Below are 24,573 nucleotides of genomic sequence, written 5' to 3' on the forward strand. Positions count from 1 at the left end.
GGGTCAGCGTCCTCTCTCGTGCGGTTCGGGGAGCGGGACGAGGTACCGCGCGCCCCAGCCGCCGTCGTGTTCCAGTTGCGCGATGATCTCGTCGGCGATGTCCCAGGTCAGGATCAGGACGACGTCCGGACGCGCTACCTTCAGGTCCTCGACCGGCCGGATCGGCACCAGGCAGGCGCCGGGGATCCGGCGGCCGTGCTTGCCCGGGGCAAGATCCACGGTGAACGGCAGCAGGTCGGTCGTCACCTTGCTGAGGTCGAGCAGCACCGGCGCCTTCGACGGCGCGCCGTACCCGAGAACAGTGCGGCCGGCGGCCTGGTGCCGAACCAGTTCGTCGTGCAGTGCGCGGGCGGCGTGCCAGGCGGCTTCCTGCAGGCTGCCCAACTGGACCTCGTCGGCGATGCCGGCCGCGTCCTCGTCTTCGACGATCACGTCGACCGACGCGTCCGGCCGGACGTCGTCCACGTGCCGCAGCATCACCATCAGGCTGCCGCCGTACATGTCGACCTGCCGCACCGACTCGACCGCCAGCCCGTGCAGGGCGGCCAGGTTCCGCAGGGCGCGCAGCGACACGTACGCCCAGTGACCGTGCCGGATCGTGTCGAACTGGTTCCCGATGAACAGCGGCAGCAGGTGGTGGAACTCCATCACGAGCAGCCCGCCCGGTGCGAGCCGGCCGGCCCGCAGCTTCAGCGAGGCGCCGTACTGCGGCTCGTGCACGATGCCGTGGACGTCGATCACCAGGTCCGCCTGCTCGTCGGCGCCCGCGACCCGGCACCCCGCCGCCGACAGGTGATCGAGCCAGGAGCCGCCGTGCGGGCTGCCGAACTCGTACACCGTCGCGCCGCCGAGCTCCGGATGCTCACCGAGGATCACCTTGACGGACTCCTCCGCGTGCGCGCGGCTGGTCGCCGACTCGACCGCCAGCGGCTCCTCGGCCACCTGCGCCTCGACCGGCCCGAGCTGCACCAGCGTGCAGTCGCGGCACAGCCAGAGCGCCAGCGGCCAGCGCGGGTCCGGCCCCGGCGTCTCGGCGGACGGGAAGTAGTCCGCACACGGCTGTTCGCCGATGTCGACGACGGGTACGACGTCCGGCGACGCACACCCACGGCACTCGAAGTCCACCGCATCCCCCTCTTGTTCTTGCCCCGGTTGCTGATCTGGCGCTGTCACCAGGTGAGCGTGGCTTTCCCCGTTGTGAAGGCCTCGGCGTACGGCGCCCGGCACTCCATGCCGCGCAGCCGGGCCAGGCCGGCGAACACCTCTTCGTCGAACCAGTCGTGCGGGACCTGCGACGGGTACGCCTTGTGCAGCAGCGCGACCTTGTCCCGGAGCTGTTCCTCGGTGAGCTCGACGTACAGCCACGGCCGGGCCAGGTCGCCGTCCCACTTGGGGATCTCGTAGTGCAGCACGAGATGGTTGCGCCACACCGTCGGCGCCAGCTCGGCGATCAGCCGGTGGTCCTGATGCGCGTCGGTCCGGCTCGGCGCCAGCACCACATCCGGATGCCGGCCCGTGCTGCTCCCCCGGGCCGTTGCCTCCAGCAACTCCTTGGTCTCGTTCCAGTGCGCCGGCAACCGCCCGTCCGGCAGGCCGGCCGACGTCACCGTCACCTCGCACTCCGGCAGGAACAGCTCGGCCGCGCGGCGGGCCTCGTCCAGCCGCACCGGCGTACCGGTCGCGATCACGAACTCGGCGGTCAGGTCCGGCACCGACTCGGCCAGCTTGAGCAGTGTGCCGCCGCAGCCGATCTCGATGTCGTCCGGATGGGCGCCGAGGGCCACCAGGTGGACCGGCCCGTCGATCAGGCCGAGCTGAAAGGGCAGCATCAGATCGCCACCACCACCGGGCCGTCGGACCCGTCCGCGCTCCGGTCGAGAACCCGGCCCTTCTGGTCGCGGCTCTCGTGCGCCCACAGCGCCCACGGCTTCTTGCCCGACCGGTACAGCTCCTCGAGCTGGCTGCGTTCCTTGAGCGTGTCCATCGGCGCCCAGAACCCGTGGTGCGGGATCGCCTCGAGCTTGCTCATCGCGGCCAGCCGCGGGAACGCGTCGCCGACCAGGTCCTCGTCCTCGTGCAGGACGTCGAAGATGTCCTTCTTGATCACGAAGTACCCGCCGTTGATCCAGACGTTCAGGTCGGCGGCCGAGCGCAGCCCGGTGATCTTCGAGTCGGCGCCGAACTCGACGACGTGGAACGACGCCTGCGGCGGCACCGCGAGCAGGCTCGCGGTGATGTCGCTGGTCATCACGTGGTCGACGATCTTGTCCATCGGCGCGTCGGTCAGTACGTCGCCGTAGTTCGCCAGGAACGCGTCGTCGTCGTCCAGGTACGGCCGGACCCGGCGCAGCCGCTCACCGATGCTGGTGTCGATGCCGGTGTCGACGAAGGTGATCTTCCACTCGCTGATGTCGGAGTCGAGCAGCTCGATCCGCTGCCCGCCCTTGGTCATCACGAAGTCGTTGGAGACCGTCTCCTCGTAGCGCAGGAAGTACTCCTTGACCGCCGAGCCCCCGAAGCCCAGGCAGAGGATGAACTCGGTGTGGCCGAAGTGCGCGTAGTAGCGCATCACGTGCCACAGGACCGGCCGGTCGCCGATCGTCATCATCGGTTTGGGTGCGGAGTCGACCCCGCTGCGCATCCGCAGCCCGAAGCCCCCGCAGAAGATCACGACCTTCATCTCTGTGCTTCCTCTCCCCCAGGGTCGTGCAGTGTGGTCAGATCACTTCGAGCCGCGGGATGGGGACGACGAACTTCGCGCCCCACTCCCGTGCGTACTCGAGCTGGTGGACGATCTCCGCCCGCAGGTTCCACGGCAGGATCAGGATGTAGTCCGGCCGCGTCTCGGCGAGCCGCTCCGGCGCGAAGATCGGAATGTGCGTGCCCGGCAGGAACATGCCGTGCTTGTGCGGGCTGCGGTCCACCGTGTACGGCAGCAGGTCCTCGCGGATGCCGCAGTGGTTGAGCAGCGTGTTGCCCTTGCCGGGAGCGCCGTACCCCGCCACGGACTTGCCGTCGCGGCGCGCCTGGATCAGGAACTCGAGCAGGTCGGACTTGATTGTGAAGACCTCGTCGGCGAAACCCAGATGGCCTTCCACCGTGTGCAGGCCGGCCGACTCCTCGTCCTGCAACACCTTGCCGACCAGGTCGGACGGCTCACCCGCGGTCTCGGCAGGCGTGCTGAACACGCGCAGCGAACCGCCGTGGCTGGCCAGCTCCTGGACGTCGACCACCGTCAGACCGGCCGCCGCGAGCGCCGCCGCCGCGGTCTTCAGCGTCAGGTACTGGTAGTGCTCGTGGTAGATCGTGTCGTACTGCCGGTTCTCGATCAGGCGCAGCAGGTGCGGGAACTCCAGCGACACCAGTCCGTCGTCCTTCACCAGTGCGCGCAGGCCCTTCGCGAAGTCCACGATGTCCGGCACGTGCGCGAACACGTTGTTGCCGACGACAAGGTCCCCCTTGCCGTGCCGTGCCGACGCGTCCCGGCCGGTCTGTTCGCCGAGGAAGTAGCTCTCGGTCCGGATGCCCTTCTCGTTGGCGATCTCGGCGATGTTCGCGGCCGGCTCGATGCCGAGCACCGGGATGCCGAGCGCGACCGCGTGCTGCAGCAGGTAGCCGTCGTTGCTCGCGGCCTCGACGATCAGGCTGTTCTCGTTCAGCCCCAGGCGCTCCTGCATGTCGACGACGAAGCGGCGCGCGTGCTCGACCCAGCTGGTCGAGTACGACGAGAAGTACAGGTAGTCGCTGAACACGTCGTCGGCCGCGACGTACGCCGGGAGCTGCACGAGCAGGCAGTTGTCGCAGATCCGGACGTGCAGCGGGTAGAACGTTTCGCCGCTGTCCAGCTGGTCGGCGCGCAGGTAGCTCTCACACGGCGGCGACATGCCCAGGTCGACGAAGGTCCGGGTCAGTTCGGCGCCGCAGAGGCGGCACGCGGGTGCGTTGGCCATCAGTTCAGCTCCTTCGGCCCGGGGAACGGAGTGGCGGTCTGGCGGCGCAGCTGGTCGTCGACCAGGCCGGCCGACAGCAGCTGCTGGATCCGGCGCAGTCGCACGAACTGCGCCGAGTTGAAGTCGTCGAGCGTGAGGCCGTGCCGCCGGTAGGCGTCGTACAGCTCGTCGACGCCCTTGCGGACGGTCCACTGCAGCTTCAGCTCCGGGAAGGTGTCGTTCAGCTTGCCGAAGTCGACCTTGTAGTTGCGCAGGTCCGGCCCGGCGCCGTCGGCGATCGACAGCTTGGAGTTCGGTACGGCGTCGCGCACCATCTCGGCGATGTCGCGGACCTGGACGACGTCCTCGGACCGGCCGACGTTGAACGCCTCGTCGTGGATCGTCTCGCGCGGCGACTCCAGCACGGTCAGGAACGCGCGGCTGATGTCCTCGATGTGGACCAGCGGCCGCCACGGGGTGCCGTCGCTCTCCAGCCGGACCTCGCCGGACGTCATCGCGATCGCGGTCAGGTTGTTGACCACGATGTCGAGCCGCAGCCGGGTCGAGGCGCCGTACGCGGTCGCGTTCCGCAGGTACGTCGGGCTGAACGTGTCGTCGGCAAGCTTCGACAGCTGCTGCTCCGCGAGCGCCTTGGTCTCACCGTAAGGCGTGACCGGGAACATCTCGGCGTCCTCGGCGACCGCCTCCGACCCCGCGGCGCCGTACAGGCTGCACGACGACGCGAACAGGAACCGTTCGACGCCGGCATCCTTGGCCGCGCGGGCCAGGTTCAGCGTCCCTTCGAGGTTGACCGAGTACGTCGCGTCGCGGTTGAGGTGCCCGAGTGGATCGTTCGACAAGGCGGCCAGGCAGACCACGGCGTCGTACCCCGCGAGCTCCTTGGCCGTCACGTCCCGCATGTCCCGCGGCGCCCGTCCCCCGATCGGTTCCGGGCCGCCCAAGAGGTCGCACCCCTCGTAGAGCCCGGTGTCCAACCCGTCCACCTGATGCCCCGCGGCCCGCAGGAACGGCACCATCACCGCTCCGATGTACCCCCGGTCCCCACTGACCAGAACCCTCATCCGCTCGTCCCCTCACCCCAGTACTGGCCTGTCGCCCAATACAGATCACCGGAGCGGCACGGTGATACAGGCAATTTCGGGCAACCGAGGGCTGACGCAGAGTGGTCGGGATCAGCGGCCCTTCGCCCGGTCGGGGCCGGCTGGTCCGGACCGGTTCACCATGGCCTGCGGCGCCTCCGCCGGCTTCGGCGCCGTCCCCGCCGGCGGACTGTCCCGCAAGATCTGCGCCTGCTTCAGCAGATCACCCGGCACCGGCACCCGGTACGGCGTCGTCGGCATCCCTTCCCGCTGCGGCCCCACCGAAGGCCGCTCCCCACTCCCCACCCCGTACAACTCCGGATCCATCAACCCCCGCTCCCGCCCCAACCGCTCCCCAGCGATGTCCGCCGGTGCCTGGGAACGATGCGCGAAAGCGAGCAGCTGCCGATACGGCCGAGCGTCCGGATCGGGAACGACACGATGGCCTTCGACCTTCGGTAGTGGGTCGAACTCGCGGTACACCAGCCGGTGCGACGGCCCGAGCTCCCCACCACGCGGGGTGAACTCGCGCTCGACCGGCACCTTCAGCTCTGCGCAGTCCCGCAGGTCGTACGACTGCGGCCCGTAGGCCAGCCGTTTGCCCTCGAACTCGCCTTCGCGAGCCTCGCGCAGGGCCTTCATCGCGCCGATGGCCGCCTCGAACTCGCGCCCGCCGCGGCTGTCTCGATCCTGCGTCCACTCCGCGTGCAGCCGGTCCATGTCCCGGCTGAAGTCAGGGTGGTGCAGAAGGTAGTACTTCACGGCTTCCGGTCACCGTCGTCGGCGCCACCGTCCTTCGGCTGCAGGTCGGGGCTGTCCGGATCCAGCCCGTACCTGTCCATCATGTCCTCGAACGATTCCCACTTGGAGGGGTCGTCGGCGTCGGCGAGGCGTTGGCGAACGATTTCGATCCGGCGGCGTTCGCCCTCGGCCTCCTCCCTGAGCACCTCGTACTCCGCCCATTGGTCGAAGGAGATGACGACGCCTTCGGGCCGGCCGTTGTCGCCGTAGATGAGGGGTTCGGTTGCGCCCTGGCGCCACAGCTCGACCGCTCTGCCGAGGTTCTGGGCGGCGGTGGCGGTGTCGGTCACCATCGCGGTGTCGCCGTTGGGCAGTTGGTACGGGGTCTGCATGACAGCTCCTGATCGGACGCGGGCACGGTCTGTGATCAGGATAGGTTCCGGCGCGATTTTCCCGCGGAAGATTTCCACAGGGGTGTATCAGGGGGCGGGGGATGTTGCTCTCATGGGCGCTGCGGACGTGGGGGAGTGCCGCGTCATGAGCCTGTGGGGGGCGTTATGAAGGTGGCCGTGTTCGGCTTGGGGTACGTGGGGTCGGTGACGGCGGCGTGTCTGGCCGCTGCCGGGCACGAGGTGTGGGGGGTGGACGTCGACACGGCGAAGGTCGATCCGATCACCCAGGGCCACAGTCCGGTGGTCGAGCCGGGGCTGGACGAGCTCGTCGCGGCCGGTGCCACTTCCGGGCGGTTGCACGCGACGACCGATCCGCGGCTCGCGCTCGAGCGGGCCGATGTCTCGCTGATCTGCGTCGGGACCCCGTCCACGCCGGCGGGCAGTACCGACCTGACCTACATCAGGCGCGCGGTCCGCGACATCGCCGAGGCCGCGCATTTCGTGGTCCGGCCGGAGTCGGGGTTCCACACCGTCGTGGTCCGGAGCACGGTCCCGCCGGGCACGGTCGACGAAGTGGTCGCCGGGGTGCTGGCCGAGGTCCCGCCGCCGGACGGACTGCGGTTCGGTACGGCGATGTGTCCGGAGTTCCTGCGCGAAGGATCGGGGCTGGCCGACTTCTACAACCCGCCGTTCGTGGTGGTCGGCACCCGTGAGCCGAAGGTCGGTACCGCTCTGACCGACCTGTTCGCGTTCCTCGGCGTGGACGTCCAGGTCGTCGACGTCCGGACCGCGGAGGCGCTGAAGTACGCCTGCAACGCGTTCCACGCCACCAAGGTGTCGTTCGCGAACGAGATGGGCCGGATCTTCCGGCACTTCGGCGTGGACTCGCGTGAGGTGATGAAAATCTTCGTGCAGGACACCAGCCTGAACATCTCGCCGTACTATCTCAAGCCCGGCTTCGCGTTCGGTGGTTCGTGCCTGCCGAAGGACCTGCGCAGCGTCCTGCATCTGGCCCGGATGAACGACACCGAGCTGCCGCTGCTGGCCGGTGCGCTCGCGACCAACGAGCGCAGCGTCCGCGACGTCGTGGACCGCGTGATCGACGGTCCCGGCCGCGAGATCGCGCTGCTCGGTCTGAGCTTCAAGCACGCCACCGACGACCTGCGCGAGAGCCCGAACGTCGAGCTCGCCGAACGCCTGCTCGGCAAGGGCTACAACCTGCGGATCTACGACGCCATCGTGAATCCCAGCCGGCTGGTCGGCGCGAACCTGCGGCACGTGCAGTCCAAGCTTCCGCACCTGCAAAGGGTGCTGACCGACGACCCGCACACCGCGCTGCGCGGCGCCGACCTGGCCATCGTCTCGGCGACCGACGAGGCCGCGATCAACGCGCTGCTGGACGCGCCACCGGCCCGGATCATCGACCTGAGCGGCCGGCTCGGCGCGGACGTCGAGGCGTTGCACGGCTACGAAGGAGTGGGCTGGTGAGCCGTCCGCGCGTCCTGATCATCATCCAGAACCTCTGGGTGCCGTTCGATCGCCGCGTCTGGCTGGAGTGCCAGGCGCTGGTGGCGTCCGGGTACGACGTGACGGTGGTGTGCCCGAAGGGTCCGGGCGATCCGTCGTACCACGTCATCGACGGTGTGACCGCGTACAAGTACAAGGCGTACGCGCCGGGCGGCAGCAAGCTCAGCTTCGTCTGGGAGTACGCGTACTCGTTCCTGATGACGCTGCGCCTGGTCCTGCGGGCCCGGAGGGCCGGCAAGTTCCAGGTCCTGCAGGCGTGCAACCCGCCGGACATCTTCTGGCCGATCGCGATGCTGCTGCGCCGGCTGGACGGGACGAAGTTCGTCTTCGACCACCACGACCTGTGCCCGGAGCTGTTCCTGTCCCGGTTCGGCGGTACGGCGAGCCTGCCGTACAAGGGACTGCGCTTCCTCGAGCGGACCACGCACCGCCAGGCCGACCACGTGATCTCGACCAACGACTCGTACCGGCGGATCGCGATCACCCGCAGCGGCAAGGCCAACCACGACGTGACCGTCGTCCGTACCGGACCGGATCCGGACAAACTGCTCCGCGACCATGACAACGGGGCGGACGAGTCGCTGCGCCGCGGTCATCGTCACCTGGTCACCTACATCGGCGTGATGGGCCCGCAGGACGGCGTCGACATCGTGGTGCGCGCCGCCGACCACATCGTCAACACGCTCGGCCGGACCGACATCGCGTTCACGTTGATGGGTGGCGGCGACTCGTTCGACGACGTGGTCGCGCTGCGGGACGAACTCGGTCTGGCCGAGCACGTCGAGTTCACCGGCCGGGTGCCGGACGAGACGGTGCGCGCGGTGATGTCGACCGCGGATCTCGGGCTCTCGCCGGACCCGAAGAATCCGCTCAACGACGTGTCGACGATGAACAAGACCATGGAGTACATGGCGTTCGAGCTGCCGGTGGTCGCCTTCGACCTGGTCGAGACCAGGGTGTCGGCCGCCGACGCCGCGGTGTACGTCGAGCCGAACGACGTGGCGAAGTACGGCGACGCGATCGTCGCACTGCTCGACGACGAGGTCCGCCGGCGGCGGATGGCGAGGCTCGGCCGCGAACGCGTCGAGCAGGTGCTCGCCTGGAAGCACCAGCAGAAGGCGTACCTCGGGGTGTACGACCAGCTCACCGGTCACGTCGGCCAGTACGACGTGACCGGTCTGAAGAACGCCACGGGGTCCTGAGGTGTGTGGGATCGCCGGCTGCTACCAGCAGCGTGACGGGTACGCGCTCGCCGAGGCGATGAGCGAGCGGATCGCCCACCGCGGTCCGGATGCGAGCCGGATCTACGCGTTCGAAGCAGAGGGCGTGCGGGTCCAGCTCGCGCACCGACGGCTGTCGATCATCGACCTGTCGACGGCCGCGGACCAGCCGTTCAGCAAGCAGGGATTGACGATCTGCTACAACGGCGAGCTCTACAACTACAAGGAGTTGCGGGCCGAGCTGTCGAAGTCCGGCGTCCGGTTCCGGACGAACGGCGACACCGAAGTGGTCCTCGAGGCGTGGCGTCGCTGGGGACCGGACGCGCTGCGACGCTTCCGCGGCATGTTCGCCTTCGCGCTGCTGGACGAGGACAGCGGCAGCCTGTACCTGGCCCGCGACCCGCTCGGCATCAAACCGCTGTACTTCCTGCGCCGCCAGGGCGGAGTGATCTTCGCGTCCGAGCTGAAGGCGCTGGTCACCGCGGCCGGCTCCGAACTGCGTACCGAGCCGGGTGCGTTGATCGCGTCGATGCTGTACTACTGGCTGCCCGAGCAGCGCTGCGCGATCGACGGCGTGGAGAAGCTCCCGCCCGGTTCGTGGACGGAGTTCCGTCCCGACGGCGGGACGCGGCACGAGACGTACTGGCGGGTGACCGACGTCGCGACCGAGGCCGCGGCCGGTCCGCCCGCCGACCTGCGCCAGGTCATCGAGGAGTCGGTCGCTGCGCATCTGGTCGCCGACGTAGGAGTGTCGACGTTCCTCAGCGGCGGCCTGGACTCCAGCCTGGTCACGGTGCTCGCGAAGCGCATGGATCCGTCGGTCGACTCGTACACGATCACGTTCCGCGCGCAGGACCACAAGCTCGAGGCGATGCCGGACGATGCCATCTACGCGCGCAAGCTGGCCCGGCAGTTCGGTATCGATCTGCACGAGATCGAGATCGCCCCGGACGTCGTCGAGCTGCTGCCGCGGATCGTCGACGTCCTGGACGAGCCGATCGGCGACCCGGCCGCGATCAACACGCTGCTGATGTGCGACACCGCCCGTGAGGCCGGCGTGAAGGTGCTGCTGTCGGGCATGGGCGCCGACGAGCTGTTCGGCGGCTACCGCAAGCACCTCGCGTGCGTGATGGGCGCGCAGTACCAGCGCCTTCCCGGCGTACTGCGCAACGGCCTGATCGGCCCGACGGTACGGCGGCTGCCGGTGACCGTACGGGGTCGCGGACTGCGCTACGCGCGCTGGGCCAAGCGGTTCGAGACGTTCGCGAACCTGCCGGAGGAGACGGCGTTCCGGCGCAGCTACACGATGTACGACGCGGACACGCTGACCGGCCTGATCAGCCCGGATGTCGAACCGTACGTCGGGAAGCTGCTCGCCGAGCACAGCGACATCTACCACGACACCACGCTCGACGACCAGGTGAACCGGATGTGCCTCGCGGACTCGCGGATGTTCCTGCCGGGGCTGAACCTCGCGTACACGGACCGGGCCAGCATGGCGGCGTCGACCGAGGTCCGGACGCCGTTCGTCGACCCGATCGTGGCGCGGGCCGCGTTCTCGATCCCGGGCAGCCAGAAGATCCACCGTCGGGTCAGCAAGCTGGCGCTGAAGAAGGCCGCGGAGGCCTGGCTGCCGAAGGAGATCATCTACCGGCCGAAGGCGTCGTTCAGCGCACCGTTGCGTGCCTGGGTGCGCAACGACCTGCGCGAGCTGGTGGACGACCTCCTGCTGCGCGGTGAGCTCGTCGGCAGCGGCTTCCTGCGACAGAGCGCCGTCCAGCGGCTGGTCGACGACGAGCGGGCCGGGCGCGAGGACTACTCGAAGCAGATCTGGCAGTTGCTGACGCTGGAGACCTGGACGCGGCACATGCGCTCCCTGGGCGTCACGATCACCTCTTAGCGAAGGACAGGTATGAAGCAGGTCGCACAGAACTACAAGTCCGGCGAGCTGGCCGTGCTGGACGTGCCTCCGCCCACCTGCGCGCCGGGCGGCGTGCTGATCCGTTCGCTGTACTCGCTGATCTCGACCGGCACCGAGCTGATGAAGGTCGGCGAGGCCAAGCTGTCGCTGGTCGGCAAGGCGAAGGCGCGGCCGGACCAGGTGAAGAAGGTGCTCGACACGGTCGCGCAGCAGGGCATGGTCAACACCTACAAGAAGGTGATGAACAAGCTCGACTCGTACACGCCGCTCGGCTACTCGCTGTGCGGTGTGGTGGTCGAGGTGGGCGCCGGTGCCGAGGAGTTCGAGGTCGGGCAGCTGGTCGCCGCCGCGGGCAACGAGTACGCACTGCATGCGGAGTACAACTGGGTGCCGGTGAACCTCTGCGTACCGGTGCCGGACGGCGTCCCACCGGAGCAGGCGGCCTTCTCCACCGTCGGTGCGATCGCGATGCAGGGTGTGCGGCAGGCCGAGGTCCAGCTCGGTGACACGGCCGTGGTGATCGGCCTGGGACTCGTCGGGCAGCTGGTCGTCCGGTTGCTGGTCGCCGCCGGCGTCCGGGTGTTCGGTATCGACACCGTCGAGGACCGTTGCCGGATGGCCGAGAAGGCCGGCGCGCTGCACTGCTCGGCCCCCGATGAGGCCGGTGTGGCCGCGCTGGAGCGCGCGCTGCTCGACGCGTCCAACGGTCTGGGCGCGGACCACATCCTGCTGGCCGCCGGCGGTCATTCGAACGGACCGGTGGAAACCGCGGCCCGCCTGGCCCGCGACCGCGCCCGCGTCGTCGACATCGGCAAGACCAAGCTCGACCTGCCGTGGAACGCGTACTACGACAAGGAGCTCGACGTCCGGTTCTCCCGGTCGTACGGCCCGGGCCGGTACGACGACCGGTACGAACTGCAGGGCATCGACTACCCCGCCGGGTACGTCCGCTGGACCGAGCGCCGCAACCTGGAGTGCTTCGTCGACCTGATCGCCCGCGAGCAGATCGACGTCGCTTCGCTGATCGCCAACACGTTCCCGATCGCGGACGCCACCGAGGTCTACCAGAAGCTCAGCGCGAACGCGTATCCCGGCGTCGGGTTCCTCTTCGAGTACCCGAAGGAGGCCGCGGCGCCGGCGCCGAAGCAGGTGGTCGCGCAGCGCAGCGAGTCAACGGCCCGTCCGGCGCCGAGTGGCGCTGTCCGGATCGGGTTCATCGGCGCCGGCAACTACGCGTCGAGCATGCTGCTGCCGCATCTGCAGAACGATGAGCGCGCCGTCCTCGCGCGCGTCGCCACCAACAAGTCGCTGTCGGCGGCGAACGCCCAGCGGCGGTTCGGTTTCGAGGCGATCTCGACCGACGCCGACGAGGTGCTCGCGGACGAAAGCCTCGATGCGGTCTTCGTGGTGACCCGGCACAGTACGCACGCGGAGCTGGCCTGCCGTGCCCTGGAGACCGGCAAGGCCGTCTTCGTCGAGAAGCCGCTCGCCCTGACCGACGAGGAACTGGACCGGATCGTCGCCACGGTGGATGCCACCGGCAACGACCGGTTGATGGTCGGCTTCAACCGCCGGTTCGCACCGCTGCTGACCGATCTGAGGTCCCGCTTCGGCGAGCCGGGCGGCAACTTCTCGCTCCGGTACCTGGTCAACGCCGGCAAGCTCGACGCCACCAGCTGGTACCTCGACGCGGGCAAGGAAGGCACCCGGTTCGCCGGCGAGGGCGGGCACTTCATCGACACGCTGACCTGGTGGCTGAACAGCCTCCCGACCGAGGTGTACGCCGTCCCCGGCCCGGACACCGGCGACGTCGTCGTCACGCTCCGGTTCGCGAACGGCTCGGTCGGCACGATCAGCTACGTCGGCGGCGGCAACGCGCGGTTCCCGAAGGAGACCGTCGACATCACCGGTGGTGGCCGCAACGCGCGCTTCGACAACTTCCAGAGCGCCGCGGTGTGGACCGGGCGCAAACCCTCCACCCGGCGCGCCCGCAGTACCGACAAAGGTCAGCGGATCGAGCTCGAGCGCTTTGTCGCGGCGGTGCGGTCCGGCGGCCCGATGCCGATTCCGTTCGAGGCTCTGGTCGCTGTCACCCGCGCCACGATCGCCGTCGACCGCAGTCTGGCGAGCGGCAGGCCGGAGTCTGTGTTGCCGGAGCGAGGATGAGCCGCCAGCCCTTGGGCTGGTACGTCCGCCGCCTCCGCCGGATGTCCCCCACCGAACTCGTCTGGCGGTTGCGCGATGCGGGACGCCGTACTGCCTGGGCCTACCAACAAGTGCGGCCCGGGCAGGACGCGGCGGTTCAGCTTCCACTGCGCAGGGAGCTGACGTTCGGTACGGCGCTGCCGCCGCGGACTGCGTTCGCCGTACCGGAAGACGCCCGGAAGGCAGTGATCGCGACCGCCGACGCCATCCTGGACGGGAACCTCGAGGTGCTCGGGGTGGAGCGCACGGACCTGCGCGCGCCGGACTGGTTCCGCGACCCGGTCACGGGCCGCCGGTCCGATCCGTCGCAGTACGTCTTCAAGCTGAACCACCGCAACGAGGAAGCCGTCGGCAACATCAAGCAGGTGTGGGAGTTGTCCCGCCACCACCACCTGACCCAGCTGGCCGCGGCCTGGTACCTGACTCACGACGACCGGTACGCCGGACGCGTCGCCGACCACCTGAACGACTGGTGGCGGGCGAACCCGTTCCTGTCCGGCGTGCACTGGGCGAGCGGGATCGAGATCGGCCTGCGGCTGATCAGCTGGACGTGGGTCCGCCGGCTGCTGAACGACTGGCCCGAGATCACCGACCTGTTCGAACACAACGAGCTGGCGCTGCAGCAGCTCTACTGGCACCAGCGGTACCTGGCCGGGTTCCGCAGCCGCGGTTCGTCGGCGAACAACCATGTGATCGCCGAAGCGGCCGGGCAGCTCGTCGGCGCCTGCGCGTTCCCCTGGTTCAGCAAGAGCGCGCGGTGGCGCGCGGAGGCGGCAGCCCTGCTCGAGAAGGAACTCGACGCCAACACGTTCCCGTCCGGCGTCAACCGCGAGCTGGCCACCGACTACCACCGGTTCGTGTCCGAGCTCGGTCTGTACGCCGCTCTCGAAGCCGACCTCGCGGGTCATCCGCTGAGCCCGCGGACATGGGACCTGCTGACCCGGACCGTCGACGTGGCCGCCGCGATCGTCGACACCACCCTGCGACCACCGCGCCAGGGTGACGACGACGAAGGCATGGTCCTCGTCCTCGACCCACCAGATGTCACCAGTTGGTCGGCGTACCTGTCCTTGGGAGCCGCTGTGGTCGGCAAAGCGCCCTGGTGGCCCGACAGCCAACCCACGGCGACCTCTGTCATCGTCGGCTCGCTCACCGACCGCCAGCAGGCCGATCGGCCGCCTGAGCGACCGGACCACTTCCAGGACGCCGGGCTGACCGTTCTGCGCAGTACCGATGCCGGGCGGGAGATCTGGTGCCGTGCGGACGCCGGCCCGCACGGCTTCCTCTCGATCGCGGCCCACGCACACTCCGACGCGCTCTCGCTCGAAGTACGCGTCGACGGCGTCGACGTGCTCGCCGACCCGGGGACGTACTGCTACCACGGCGAAGCGGAGTGGCGGGACTACTTCCGCTCCACGATCGCCCACAACACCGTCGAGGTCGCCGGCACCGAGCAGTCGACCTGGGGTGGCCCGTTCCTTTGGCTGCGCGGCGCCACCGGGACGGTACGCCGGTACGCCGAGAACACGTGGGACGCCGAACACGACGGCTACGCTCCCGTCACCCATCGTCGTACGGCGGTGCTCGCGGACGGCGTACTCCGGGTGGAGGACCACCTGGACGCGGAAGCCGACGTACGGATCGCCTGGCAGCTCGGCCCCGAGGTGGCCTTCGACGCCGCCACCGGGCGGCTCACATGGCCGTCCGGCGCGGCTGCTGTCGAGCTCCCGCCCGAACTCACCTGGACCACCCACCGCCGCGAACACCATCCGCCGCTGGGCTGGTACTCGCCGCGGTTCGGTCACAAGATCCCCAGCACGACGCTGATCGGGGCGGGACGGCTCGCGCCCGGCTCCCCCGCCGTGACCACCTTCCGCTTCTGAGGTGTATCAGCGCCCGCGTCAGCCCCTCTATTACTCCGTATCAACGACTCGATACCCGATGGACGTTCACCAGGAGGGGACTGTGAGCGCACAGCAGCTGGACGTGAAGAAGTCCTGGCGGGCGATCCGCCGGCACCGCCTGATCGTGGCTGCGGTAGCCGCGGTCGGGCTGCTCGGCGGGATCGCGTACGGCTTCGTCGTCCCGGCCATGCACACCGCCACCTCGCTCGTCGTCCTGCCACCACCTCCGGTGAGCGAAGCCGAGAAGGCCACCCAGTCCGGGGCCCAGAGCATCGAGACCCAGGTCTTCATCGCCGAGAGCGAGCCGGTGCTGAAGAGCGCCGGACAGAACCTGTCCCCGGCACTGTCGACCGAGGAGGTCCGGCGCCGGGTCAAGGTCACCGCGGTCACCCAGGACGTGCTGAAGATCGACGCCAGGGGACAGACCGCGCGGCAGTCCATGGAGCTCGCGAACGCCGTCGCCGGGATCTATCTGGTGTACGTGACCAGCGCGCAGAACCTGCCCGGTGACCTGGGCAAGAAGACCGGTGCGCGCGTCCTGGAGCAGGCGACCACCGCGCGCGGCGGCAACATGCTCGTCCACCTGGGCATCTACGGCGGACTCGGACTGCTGATCGGTGCGGTGGCCGGCGCCATCGGCGTCCTGGCGAGGGCCCGCGGTGACCGGCGGCTGCGGCTGCGCGACGAGATCTCCGACGCGGTCGGCCTGCCCGTCCTGGCGTCGGTCTCGTCGTACCAGGCGACCGATGTCTCCGACTGGGCCTACCTGCTCGAGCACTACGCGCCGACCGCGGTCGAAGCCTGGAGCCTGCGCAAGACCCTGCACCACCTCGGGCTCGACGTTCGCAACGGCGCACCGGTCTCGCTGACCGTCCTGTCGTTCGCGGGCGACGACAAGGCGCTGCCCCTCGGCCCGCAACTGGCCGCGCTGGCGAACTCGATCGGGCTCAGCGCCTCGATCGTGGTCGACGCGCACCAGGAGCCACCGGGCTCGTCCGCGCTGACGATCCACCTGGTCGTCGTCGACCGGGAGACGCCGCAGCTGGCCGGCACCGAACGAACGACGAACACGATCGTCGCGCTCTCGTCCGGCGCCGTCACCGCCGAGGAGCTCGCCCGGCTCGCGGTCGCGGCGGCCGCCGACGACCGGAACATCGACGGACTCGTAGTCACCGATCCTGACCCGACGGACCGAACGATCGGCCGGGTGTCGCAGTCGCAGCGGCGGAACAACTCGCGACTGCCCACGCTCCTCACCGGCACGGCGAGGAGAACGAAATGAGTAATCAGCCCTACAACGAGCCCGCGGTCCGCGAGCCGGTCTGGACCGACGACGACGGCCTGTTCGACGCCGAACGCTCGGCGTCGTTCCCGCCGGACAGCCTGGTCACCTTCCGGTTCATCCGGGACGCGCTGCGCCGGCACCTGCGGATCTGGCTCGTCCTGGCGATGGTCGGCCTGGCCGCCGGCCTCGCCTCGACCCAGGTCCTGCCGGTGCAGAGCACGTCCAAGACCCGTCTGCTGCTGACCCACCGCGAGGGCGAGGACCAGACCAAGTCGATGGCCACCGACGTCAACCTGGCCACCACGCACACCGTCGCGAAGCGCGTGATCGACCTGCTCAAGCTGCCGACGACGCAGGACGACCTGCTCAAGCAGTACACCGCGACCCCGGCGACCGACCGGATCCTGGAGATCAACGCCAAGGGCAAGACCGACGCCGAGTCGACGCGACTTGCCACGGTGGTCGCCCAGGTCTTCCTCGTCTACCGCAAGGAACAGATCGCGTTGCAGGACGCGCCGCTGAACCGCGACATGACCGCCGCGAAGAACGAGCTCTCGCTGGCCGAGCAGGCGGTCCGCGCGGCCGGCGACGACCCGTCGGACCTGAAGCGACCGAACAGCGCGGAGGCTGCTCGGCTCGGCGCGGCCCGTGACCGGCTCGTCTACGTCCAGCAGCAGCTGCTCGACCAGCAGGTCCAGGCCTCCCGGATGAACAGCAGCCGGATCCTCGACGTCGCCGCTCCGGTGCCGGTGTCGGTCAAGCGGACACTCGTCATCAACGCGGGAACCGGCCTGCTCGCCGGCCTGTTCCTCGGCTTCGGCTTCGTCGTCGTCCGCGCGCTGGTCTCGGACCGGCTGTGGCGACGTCAGGACATCGCCCATGCCCTGGGGGCACGGGTGCGGTTGAGTACGGCGCGTCCGCCACGGCTGCGCCTGCTCCCCCGGCCGACCGTGTTGCGCAAGTCGCAGCAGCGGCGTCCGGAGACGCAGCTGATGGTCCAGCATCTCGAGCACCGCATCTTCTGGGCCGAGCGTCCGGTGCCGTCGCTGACCGTCGTCGGCATCGACGACCTGCACACGTGTGCGCTCGCCGTGGCCTCGCTCGCGGTGGCGCTGGCCCAGGACGGCAGGCACGTCCTGGTCGCGGACCTCACCCGGTCCGGCCAGCTGGCGAAGATGCTGGGTGTCAAGACACCGGGGACACAGGAGTCACGGTTCAGCGAGCAGGGCCGGCGCATCGAGGTGCACCGGGCCGACCCGGACGGCGGTCCGGCCGAGGGTTCGTACCTGCGCGTCGGTGACAGCAGCCGCCCCAGCGGCTCAGGTGACGTGGCGCTCGACGCGGCCTGGGAGGTCGCCGACATCGTCCTCAGCCTGGCCGAGCTGAGCCCTGAGCTCGGCGCCGACCACCTGGCCACCTGGGCGTCGCACGCGGCCGTTGTGGTCACCGCCGGCCGGTCCACCGCGACCGCGATCCAGGCCACCGGTGAGATGCTGCGGCTGGCCGGCCTCGAGGTCACCACCGCGATCGTGCTGCGGCCGGACCGCACCGACGAGAGCGTCGGTGTCGCCGAGGCGGAGTCCGGCCGGGCCCGGACCGTCGACGTGGAGATGTTCGGCCGATGACGCTCGCCGGCCTCGGGAACCAGCTGACCACGCGGCTCGGCACACGGCCGACGCGGCGGGTCGTCGCGCCGGAAGTCCGCCGGCGCCGGCGCGTCCAGCTGACCTGGGCACTGCTGGTGCTGAACGTGATGACGTTCTTCCCGGACGCGCCGCGGCTGCTGCCGATCCCGGGCGCGTTCGGCAAGCTGATCGCCCAGGGTGCTCTGGTGGTCGCCCTGATGATGGTGTTGTCGGTGAACCGGCCGGTTCGGGTCCGGCGCAGTGTCTTCATCTTTCTGCTGATGACACTGGCCGCCGAGGCGCTGATCGCGAGCATCCGGGCCGAGTTCCTGCTCGGCGCGTTGTTCCGCGCCGGCCGGCTGGGCGGATTCGCGCTGGTGCTGTGGCTGTTGACGCCCTGGTGGATCCGCCGCGACCTGCTGCTGGTCCGCACGCACTTGATGGTGCTGTGGGCAATCGTCGGCTCGGTCGTCCTCGGTCTGGTCGTGTCCCCCGGGCTCGCGATGACCGAGGATCGGTTGCACGGCATCCTCTGGCCGATCCCGCCGACCCAGGTCGGGCACTACACCGCCGTGGCCATCGGCCTGACGGTCGTGCTGTGGATGTCGGGTCTGCTCCGGCGGAGCGTGGCGCTGGCGAGTGTGCTCTGCTGCGTTCCGGTGCTGCTGCTCACGCACACCAGGACCGCGCTCGCCGCGGCGATCATCGGTGTGACCTTCGCCGGCCTCAGCCTGTTCACCGCACGGACCCGGGCCCGCAGAGCGTTCCTGATCGGGATCGCGATCTTCGCGATCGGCGCGCTCACGCTGAGCTCGGTGGTGACCACCTGGCTGGCGCGCGGTCAGGACACCGAGGAACTCGGCGCGCTGACCGGACGGAAGTTCGTCTGGGACGCGATCCTCGCGCAGCCTCGCTCCACGTTCGAGATCCTGTTCGGCTTCGGCCTGTCGAACAAGTCGTTCAACGGGCTGCCGATCGACAGCAACTGGCTCGGCACCTACTACGACGTCGGGCTGGTCGGCTGCGCGATCACGATCCTGATGGTCGCGTTCGTGCTGGTCGCCGCGTGGTTCCGGCCGCAGGGACCGCAACGGGCACTCGCCCTGTTCCTGGTCGTCTACTGCGTCGTCGCCTCCTTCACCGAGAGCGGTCTGAGCGAGGCGTCGCCGTACCTGCTGGAACTGACGCTGGCGGCATCGCTGGTGTACTCCGCACCGACCCGTGAAGGACCGCGATGAAGATCCTGATGGTGCACAACAGGTACCGGTCGACCGCGCCCAGCGGCGAGAACCGGGTCGTCGACCAGGAGAGCGAAGCGCTCACGGCGGCCGGGCACACCGTCCGGCACTTCGAGCGGCACAGCGACGACATCGAGGACTGGACGACGCTCAAGAAGGCGACGCTGCCCGCGCGGGTGGTGTGGAGCCGGACGAGCCGGCAGGACCTCGTCCGCGAGCTCTTCCGGCACCGTCCGGACGTGGTGCACATCCACAACACTTTCCCGTTGCTGAGTCCGTCGGTGCTGTACGCCTGCCGCCTGGCCGCCGTACCGGTGGTGATCACGCTGCACAACTACAAGCTGCTGTGCGCGAGCGGCGACTTCTTCCGCGACGGCGACGTCTGCCACGACTGCGCGGGCGGCAACCCGGTTCCCGGCGTCCTGCACCGCTGCTATCGCGGATCGGCGCTCGCCACCGCCACCACCGTGCTCAACACGCGCGGCCATCGGCGCAGCTGGCGCGACCTGGTCTCGGCGTACGTCTTCATCTCCGAATCGCAACGCCGGTTGATGTCCGGGATGGACTTCGACCCCGAGCGCACCTTCGTCAAGCACAACATGGTCCCGTACGACGGTCCGGTCGTAGGAGACCTGGCGGCACCGCGACGGCAGGTCAGCTACGTCGGCCGGCTCGACGCCGCGAAGGGCGCTCCGCTGCTGATGCAGGGCTGGGACGCGTACCGCGCGAGCGCCGGCGACGACGCGCTCCGGCTGGTGATCGCCGGCGGCGGACCGATGCTCGACGAGGTGACGGCCTGGGCCGCCGAGCGGCCGTCGGTCGAGCTGCGCGGCCTGATGAGCAAGGCCGAGGTGTTCGAGCTGATCGGCGAGTCCCGTGCGGTGGTGCTGCCGTCGGCGTGGGAGGAGACGTTCGGGCTGGTCGTGGTGGAGGCGATGGCGGTCGGCGTACCGCCGCTGGCGTCCGGGCACGGGTCCTTCCCCGACCTGATCTCCGACGGCGTCGACGGTGCGCTGTTCGAACCGGGCGATCCGGCCTCGCTGGGCAAGCTGCTGCTCGACGTCGACGCGGACCCCGAGCGGTACGCCGAGCTGGGCAGACAGGCCCGCAGCACGTACGAAACCCACCATCAGGTCGACCGCAACGTCGAGCAACTGCTCGAGATCTACCGCTTCGCGGTCGCGAACCCGGTCACCATCACCCGTCGCTGAGTCCGAGGATCACATGCCCCCCGAAGGAAACGTGAAGCCACCCGGCGGACCGCCGGCCGCTGCCGGCACCGCATGGTACCGGCGGCCGCCGGTGCTCGGCGGCGTCGCACTGGTCATCGTCGCCGCGCTGGTCGCAGTCGCCGTGTTCGTGCTCCGCGACGACCCGGATCCGGCCACCGCGACACCGACGGCGAAGGGTTCACCGGTGGTCACCAACGGTCCGGTGGCCGCACCGTCGGCGCCGCCCGCGAAGATCTGCGGCAACGCCAAGGCGCTGTCCGGCCCGGCCACCGCGCCGGCGAACGCCGTCGTAGTGACGACCGCGGACAACCTCAACCAGATCACCGAGAAGCACCCGGCCGGTACGACGTTCTGGCTCGAACCCGGCACGCACAAACTCGGCTCCGGCGAGTACTCCCAGGTGGTCCCGAAGGACGGCAACACCTACCTCGGCGCACCGGGCGCGATCCTCGACGGCGGCCGGCGGAACCGGTACGCGTTCACCGGCTACGCCACCCGCGTGACGCTGAAGAACCTGACCATCCAGAACTTCGGACCGGTCCGGACCAACAACGACGAAGGCGTGGTGAACCACAACGCTGCCGCCCGCTGGACGATGACCGGCAACACCATCCAGGACAACGCCGGTGCCGCCGTCATGGTCGGCGACCACAACGTGATCCGCGGCAACTGCCTGCAGAACAACGGCCAGTACGGCTTCAACGCCTACCACCCGGACAAGGTCGCGAGCATCACGATCGAGGGCAACGAGATCGCCGGCAACAACACCGACGACTGGGAGAAGCTCAAGCCCGGCTGCGGCTGCACCGGCGGCGGCAAGTTCTGGGAGGTCACCGGCGCGGTCGTGCGGAACAACTGGGTGCACGACAACCACAGCGCCGGCCTGTGGGCCGACACCAACAACACCGGCTTCGTGATCGAGGGCAACTACATCGCCGGGAACCTGGCCGAGGGCCTGGTCTACGAGACCAGCTACAACGCCGGCATCCGGGGAAACACCTTCGCCCGCAACGGTCTCGGCAAGGGGCCGACCAACCAGGGCTTCCCGACCCCGGCGGTCTACATCTCCGAGTCCGGCAGCGACGCGCGCGTCCCGGGGGTGTTCAACAAGACCTTCGAGATCAGCAACAATGTCTTCATCGACAACTGGGCCGGCGTGATTTTGTGGGAGAACGCCGACCGCTTCGCCGGCTCCGCGGCCAACACCAGCACCGGCTCGGGCACGTTGGTCAACCCGTCGGTGGCGACCGCCAAGACCTGCAACGCGACCACGATCACGAAGCAGCCGTACCTGAGCGACTGCCGGTGGAAGACACAGAACGTCCGCGTCCACGACAACGTGTTCCGGCTCGACCCGAACAACGTCTCCAAGGACTGCGCGGCCCGGACCGGGTGCGGCTACAACGGCCTGTTCTCCAACTGGGGCACGTTCCCCGCGTGGTCGCCGTACAAGCAGGACGCCGTGCAGGACGCGATCACGTTCCACCAGGGCAACCGGTTCTTCAACAACACCTACGCCGGTCCGTGGAACTTCATCGTGCACGAGCAGGGCAACCGGGTGAACTGGGCCTCCTGGCAGGGCGCGCCGTACGGGCAGGACCCGGACAGCGTCGTCAAGGTGCTCGGGGAGCGCTGAGGGCGATGATCGGGCCCCCCGAACGCGTCACCTCGGAACAGATCGCGCTGCTGCGCTCGGTCGGGTACGCCGCGTTCAGCCGGCACGAACGCGATCTCAACGTGCTCGACCTGGTCTTCGACAGCTGGCTGGACACGCCGGGCGAACAGGACGTCCGGCTGCTGCGCTTCACGGGACACGGTGTGACGCTGGACGTGGAACGGGCCGGCGACTCGGTGGAGTTGCGGATCAGCCCGCCCGGGCCGGTCGAGGTCGAGACGCGCGGCGGCGTGGGGCCCGGCGGGCGGCGGCTGGTCAGCTTCCTGCTGCGCTGGCCGGGCGGCAGGCAAAGGCCGGTCCGGACCGCGTGGATCATGCTGTGAGCCACCATGATCTCCGGCGGTCCGGACCGGGCCGGTGCTGCTTCAGGAGGCAAGCAGCAGTCTGAGCTTGTCCAGGCAACGGCCGCGGATCGGGCCGATGCTGCCGATCGGGATCCCGATCGTCGCGGAGATCTCCGCGTACGGCACCGGCGGGTCGGCCATCAGCATCCCGAGGAGTTGCTGCCAGCGTTCCGGCAGGCTCTCCAGGGCGCGGCGGACGTCCTCGGCCCGTTCACCGGCCAGCAGGTCGGCGTCCAGTTCGGGCTGGTCGCCGGCCACGTCCTCGAACGCGGTCGCCTCGTAGGTCAGCAGCACCCGCTTGCGGAACGCCAGCACCCGCAGGCATTCCCGGCGGGTGGTGACCACCAGCCAGGCGCCGACCCGTTCGGGATCGACGCGGTTGATGTGCTCGAGCAACCGCAGCCAGACCATCTGCGAGACGTCAGCGGCGTCGCTGTCGCTCAACCGGAAGCTGCGGGTCACGGCCCAGACGAGCCGCGCATAGTGGTCGACCAGTTGGCTCCAGGCCACCTGGTCCCCCTCGGCGGCCCTGATCACCAGGGTCGCCGCCTCGGACCGGGCGACGGCCGACCTTTCCAGGATTACAGTCACGAATTCCCCCCTCGGGAACTTTCACCAAAGAACCGCTTCGGTGCCGGCCCCGAACCCCTTCGCGGGCCGGCACCGGTGTCCCGCAGGACACCGGTCAGTACGCGCCGTCGCTCCCCAGGACCGCGCGCGCGGTTTTCCACAGAATCAGCAGGTCCAGTGCGATCGACCAGTTGTCGGCGTACCGCAGGTCGAGCCGCATGGACTCCTCCCAGGTCAGATCACTGCGTCCGCTCACCTGCCACAGGCCGGTCAGCCCAGGCTTCACGAGCATCCGGCGCGCGTCGTCGATCGCGTACTGCGCGACCTCGGCGGGCAGCGGCGGACGCGGGCCGACCAGTGACATGTCCCCCCGGAGCACGTTCACCAGCTGCGGCAGCTCGTCGATCGAGAACCGTCGCAGGTACCGGCCGATCCTGGTCACCCGCGGATCGTCGCGAAGCTTGAACAGGACGCCGTTGCCTTCGTTCAGCGCGTGCAGCTCGGCCTTGCGTTCCTCGGCGTCGACCACCATCGTGCGGAACTTCAGCATCTGGAAAGGCTCACCGCCGCGGCCCACCCGGGTCTGCTTGAACAGCACCGGGCCACGGCTGGTCAGCTTGATCAGGATCGCGGTAACCAGCAGCAGCGGCGCCGCCCCGAGCAGCAGCAGACACCCGACCACCCGGTCGAAGATGCTCTTCAGCACATGCGGCCCGCCGCTCACCGACGGCCGCTCCAGGTGCAGCAGCGACAGTCCCGCGACCGGCCGGATCGAGATCCGCGGCCCGGCCACCTCGACGATGCCCGGCGAGACGATCAGCTCCACCCCGCGCTGCTCGAGCGCCCAGGACAGCTTGCGCAGCGAGTGTCCGGACAGCTCCGGATCGGCCGCCACCGCGACCACCTCGACGTCCCACTGGTCGACCGCCTTGAGGATGTCCATCTCCGCCCGGCCGAGCCGGTCGGTCTCCTCACCGGGGTACGGCAGCGGGGTGTCGCCGCGCGGCAGGCAGCTCGCCACCACGACGTACCCGTCGGTCTTGCGCTCCTCCAGGTGCCGGCGCAGCGTCGTCACCTGGTCGTTGCGCCCGACAACCAGCACCCGGCGCATGCACCGGCCCTCGATCCGCCGCTGGGAGATCTGCCGGTGCAGCAGCCAGCGGCCGACCAGCGCCGCGAAACAGGTCATCGGCACGGCCAGGATCACGAAGCCGCGGGCCACCTCGCTCTTGGTCGCGTACGACGTGATCGCGACCACCGCGGTCAACGCGACCGCGGCCCTGAGGATGGACCGGAACTCCTCCGGGCCGGTGCCGAAGTAGCGGGTCTCGTACCCGCGCTCGAGCGCCACACAGGCCAGCCAGGCGACCGGCAGTGCGGCGCCGAGCAAGAAATAGCCGAGGTTGATCTGGGCCCCGAACCGGACCACCAGCGCCAGCGAGACGCCGAACAGCGCCGCCGCCAGATCGCCGCCGAGCGCCGCCCAGCGGTACTTCGCGACCCAGCGCGCCTCCGTGAAACGCGCCGCTCGCGGCACCACCGCCGGCACTTCGTCCGGTACCACCCAGACCGGCCGACGACGCTCCCCCGACGGCGCCGGCCGAGGATCAGCCGATTCGGCCAACCCCTCGGACATGACAAAATCAGTCACGCACAGTCACCCCC

At 69.5% G+C, this 24,573-nt stretch carries 20 protein-coding genes; 11 read left to right on the plus strand and 9 right to left on the minus strand.

The genetic code is table 11. The features are described from left to right. Window positions 1-3 precede the first annotated feature (3 nt). From AB0B82_RS09560 to AB0B82_RS09590, 7 genes are all read right to left on the minus strand, one after another. Window positions 4-1,173: a class I SAM-dependent methyltransferase gene (locus tag AB0B82_RS09560; RefSeq protein WP_360164506.1), complete on the minus strand. Its 1,170-nt coding sequence runs from the start codon at window positions 1,171-1,173 to the stop codon at window positions 4-6. Further along, on the minus strand, window positions 1,170-1,829 hold the full coding sequence (locus tag AB0B82_RS09565) for a PIG-L family deacetylase (RefSeq protein WP_360164508.1): 660 nt from the start codon (window positions 1,827-1,829) through the stop codon (window positions 1,170-1,172). Before AB0B82_RS09565 ends, AB0B82_RS09560 begins: the two co-directional genes overlap by 4 nt. Then, window positions 1,829-2,680 carry a glucose-1-phosphate cytidylyltransferase gene (locus AB0B82_RS09570; protein ID WP_360164510.1) on the minus strand — a complete coding sequence of 284 codons (852 nt, stop codon included), beginning with the start codon at window positions 2,678-2,680 and terminating at the stop codon, window positions 1,829-1,831. Before AB0B82_RS09570 ends, AB0B82_RS09565 begins: the two co-directional genes overlap by 1 nt. A gap of 37 nt (window positions 2,681-2,717) precedes the next feature. Continuing rightward, a complete protein-coding gene (locus tag AB0B82_RS09575) occupies window positions 2,718-3,950 on the minus strand; it encodes a class I SAM-dependent methyltransferase (RefSeq protein ID WP_360164512.1) in 1,233 nt (410 codons plus the stop codon). Beyond that, window positions 3,950-5,011, minus strand: coding sequence for an SDR family oxidoreductase (locus AB0B82_RS09580; RefSeq protein ID WP_360164514.1), 1,062 nt, complete (start codon window positions 5,009-5,011; stop codon window positions 3,950-3,952). Before AB0B82_RS09580 ends, AB0B82_RS09575 begins: the two co-directional genes overlap by 1 nt. Before the next feature lie 111 nt (window positions 5,012-5,122). Beyond that, a complete protein-coding gene (locus AB0B82_RS09585; RefSeq protein WP_360164516.1) occupies window positions 5,123-5,791 on the minus strand; it encodes a hypothetical protein in 669 nt (222 codons plus the stop codon). Then, a complete protein-coding gene (locus AB0B82_RS09590) occupies window positions 5,788-6,162 on the minus strand; it encodes a hypothetical protein (RefSeq protein WP_360164518.1) in 375 nt (124 codons plus the stop codon). The genes AB0B82_RS09585 and AB0B82_RS09590 overlap by 4 nt, the downstream gene beginning before the upstream one ends. Before the next feature lie 165 nt (window positions 6,163-6,327). Here AB0B82_RS09590 and AB0B82_RS09595 point away from each other — a divergent pair, with 165 nt between their 5' ends. From AB0B82_RS09595 to AB0B82_RS09645, 11 genes are all read left to right on the plus strand, one after another. Then, the gene (locus tag AB0B82_RS09595) at window positions 6,328-7,650 is read left to right on the plus strand and encodes a UDP-glucose/GDP-mannose dehydrogenase family protein (RefSeq protein WP_360164520.1); all 1,323 of its coding nucleotides are present in this window, start codon (window positions 6,328-6,330) and stop codon (window positions 7,648-7,650) included. Beyond that, on the plus strand, window positions 7,647-8,891 hold the full coding sequence (locus AB0B82_RS09600) for a glycosyltransferase family 4 protein (protein WP_360164522.1): 1,245 nt from the start codon (window positions 7,647-7,649) through the stop codon (window positions 8,889-8,891). The genes AB0B82_RS09595 and AB0B82_RS09600 overlap by 4 nt, the downstream gene beginning before the upstream one ends. A 1-nt stretch (window position 8,892) precedes the next feature. Beyond that, on the plus strand, window positions 8,893-10,809 hold the full coding sequence (gene asnB / locus AB0B82_RS09605; protein WP_360164524.1) for an asparagine synthase (glutamine-hydrolyzing): 1,917 nt from the start codon (window positions 8,893-8,895) through the stop codon (window positions 10,807-10,809). A 12-nt stretch (window positions 10,810-10,821) separates the two neighbouring features. Then, entirely contained in the window at window positions 10,822-12,996 is a 2,175-nt protein-coding gene (locus tag AB0B82_RS09610; RefSeq protein ID WP_360164526.1) for a bi-domain-containing oxidoreductase, read from the plus strand. After that, complete coding sequence (locus AB0B82_RS09615) at window positions 12,993-14,918, plus strand: alginate lyase family protein (protein WP_360164527.1); 1,926 nt, start codon at window positions 12,993-12,995, stop codon at window positions 14,916-14,918. The genes AB0B82_RS09610 and AB0B82_RS09615 overlap by 4 nt, the downstream gene beginning before the upstream one ends. A gap of 82 nt (window positions 14,919-15,000) precedes the next feature. After that, a complete protein-coding gene (locus AB0B82_RS09620; protein WP_360164529.1) occupies window positions 15,001-16,221 on the plus strand; it encodes a Wzz/FepE/Etk N-terminal domain-containing protein in 1,221 nt (406 codons plus the stop codon). After that, on the plus strand, window positions 16,218-17,849 hold the full coding sequence (locus AB0B82_RS09625) for a hypothetical protein (protein ID WP_360164531.1): 1,632 nt from the start codon (window positions 16,218-16,220) through the stop codon (window positions 17,847-17,849). The genes AB0B82_RS09620 and AB0B82_RS09625 overlap by 4 nt, the downstream gene beginning before the upstream one ends. Continuing rightward, the gene (locus AB0B82_RS09630; RefSeq protein ID WP_360164533.1) at window positions 17,846-19,087 is read left to right on the plus strand and encodes a hypothetical protein; all 1,242 of its coding nucleotides are present in this window, start codon (window positions 17,846-17,848) and stop codon (window positions 19,085-19,087) included. The genes AB0B82_RS09625 and AB0B82_RS09630 overlap by 4 nt, the downstream gene beginning before the upstream one ends. Beyond that, entirely contained in the window at window positions 19,084-20,298 is a 1,215-nt protein-coding gene (locus AB0B82_RS09635) for a glycosyltransferase (RefSeq protein ID WP_360164535.1), read from the plus strand. Before AB0B82_RS09630 ends, AB0B82_RS09635 begins: the two co-directional genes overlap by 4 nt. 13 nt (window positions 20,299-20,311) lie before the next feature. Beyond that, on the plus strand, window positions 20,312-21,955 hold the full coding sequence (locus AB0B82_RS09640) for a right-handed parallel beta-helix repeat-containing protein (protein WP_360164537.1): 1,644 nt from the start codon (window positions 20,312-20,314) through the stop codon (window positions 21,953-21,955). Between the two features lie 5 nt (window positions 21,956-21,960). After that, on the plus strand, window positions 21,961-22,317 hold the full coding sequence (locus tag AB0B82_RS09645) for a hypothetical protein (protein ID WP_360164539.1): 357 nt from the start codon (window positions 21,961-21,963) through the stop codon (window positions 22,315-22,317). 42 nt (window positions 22,318-22,359) lie between these two features. Here AB0B82_RS09645 and AB0B82_RS09650 read toward each other — a convergent pair whose 3' ends face one another. After that, window positions 22,360-22,929: a sigma-70 family RNA polymerase sigma factor gene (locus AB0B82_RS09650; protein ID WP_360164541.1), complete on the minus strand. Its 570-nt coding sequence runs from the start codon at window positions 22,927-22,929 to the stop codon at window positions 22,360-22,362. Between the two features lie 94 nt (window positions 22,930-23,023). After that, window positions 23,024-24,559, minus strand: a complete 1,536-nt coding sequence (locus AB0B82_RS09655; protein WP_360164543.1) for a sugar transferase — start codon at window positions 24,557-24,559, stop codon at window positions 23,024-23,026. Between the last annotated feature and the right edge of the window lie 14 nt (window positions 24,560-24,573).

This window comes from Kribbella sp. NPDC048915 (assembly GCF_040649595.1).
In the GTDB taxonomy this organism is placed as follows: domain Bacteria; phylum Actinomycetota; class Actinomycetes; order Propionibacteriales; family Kribbellaceae; genus Kribbella.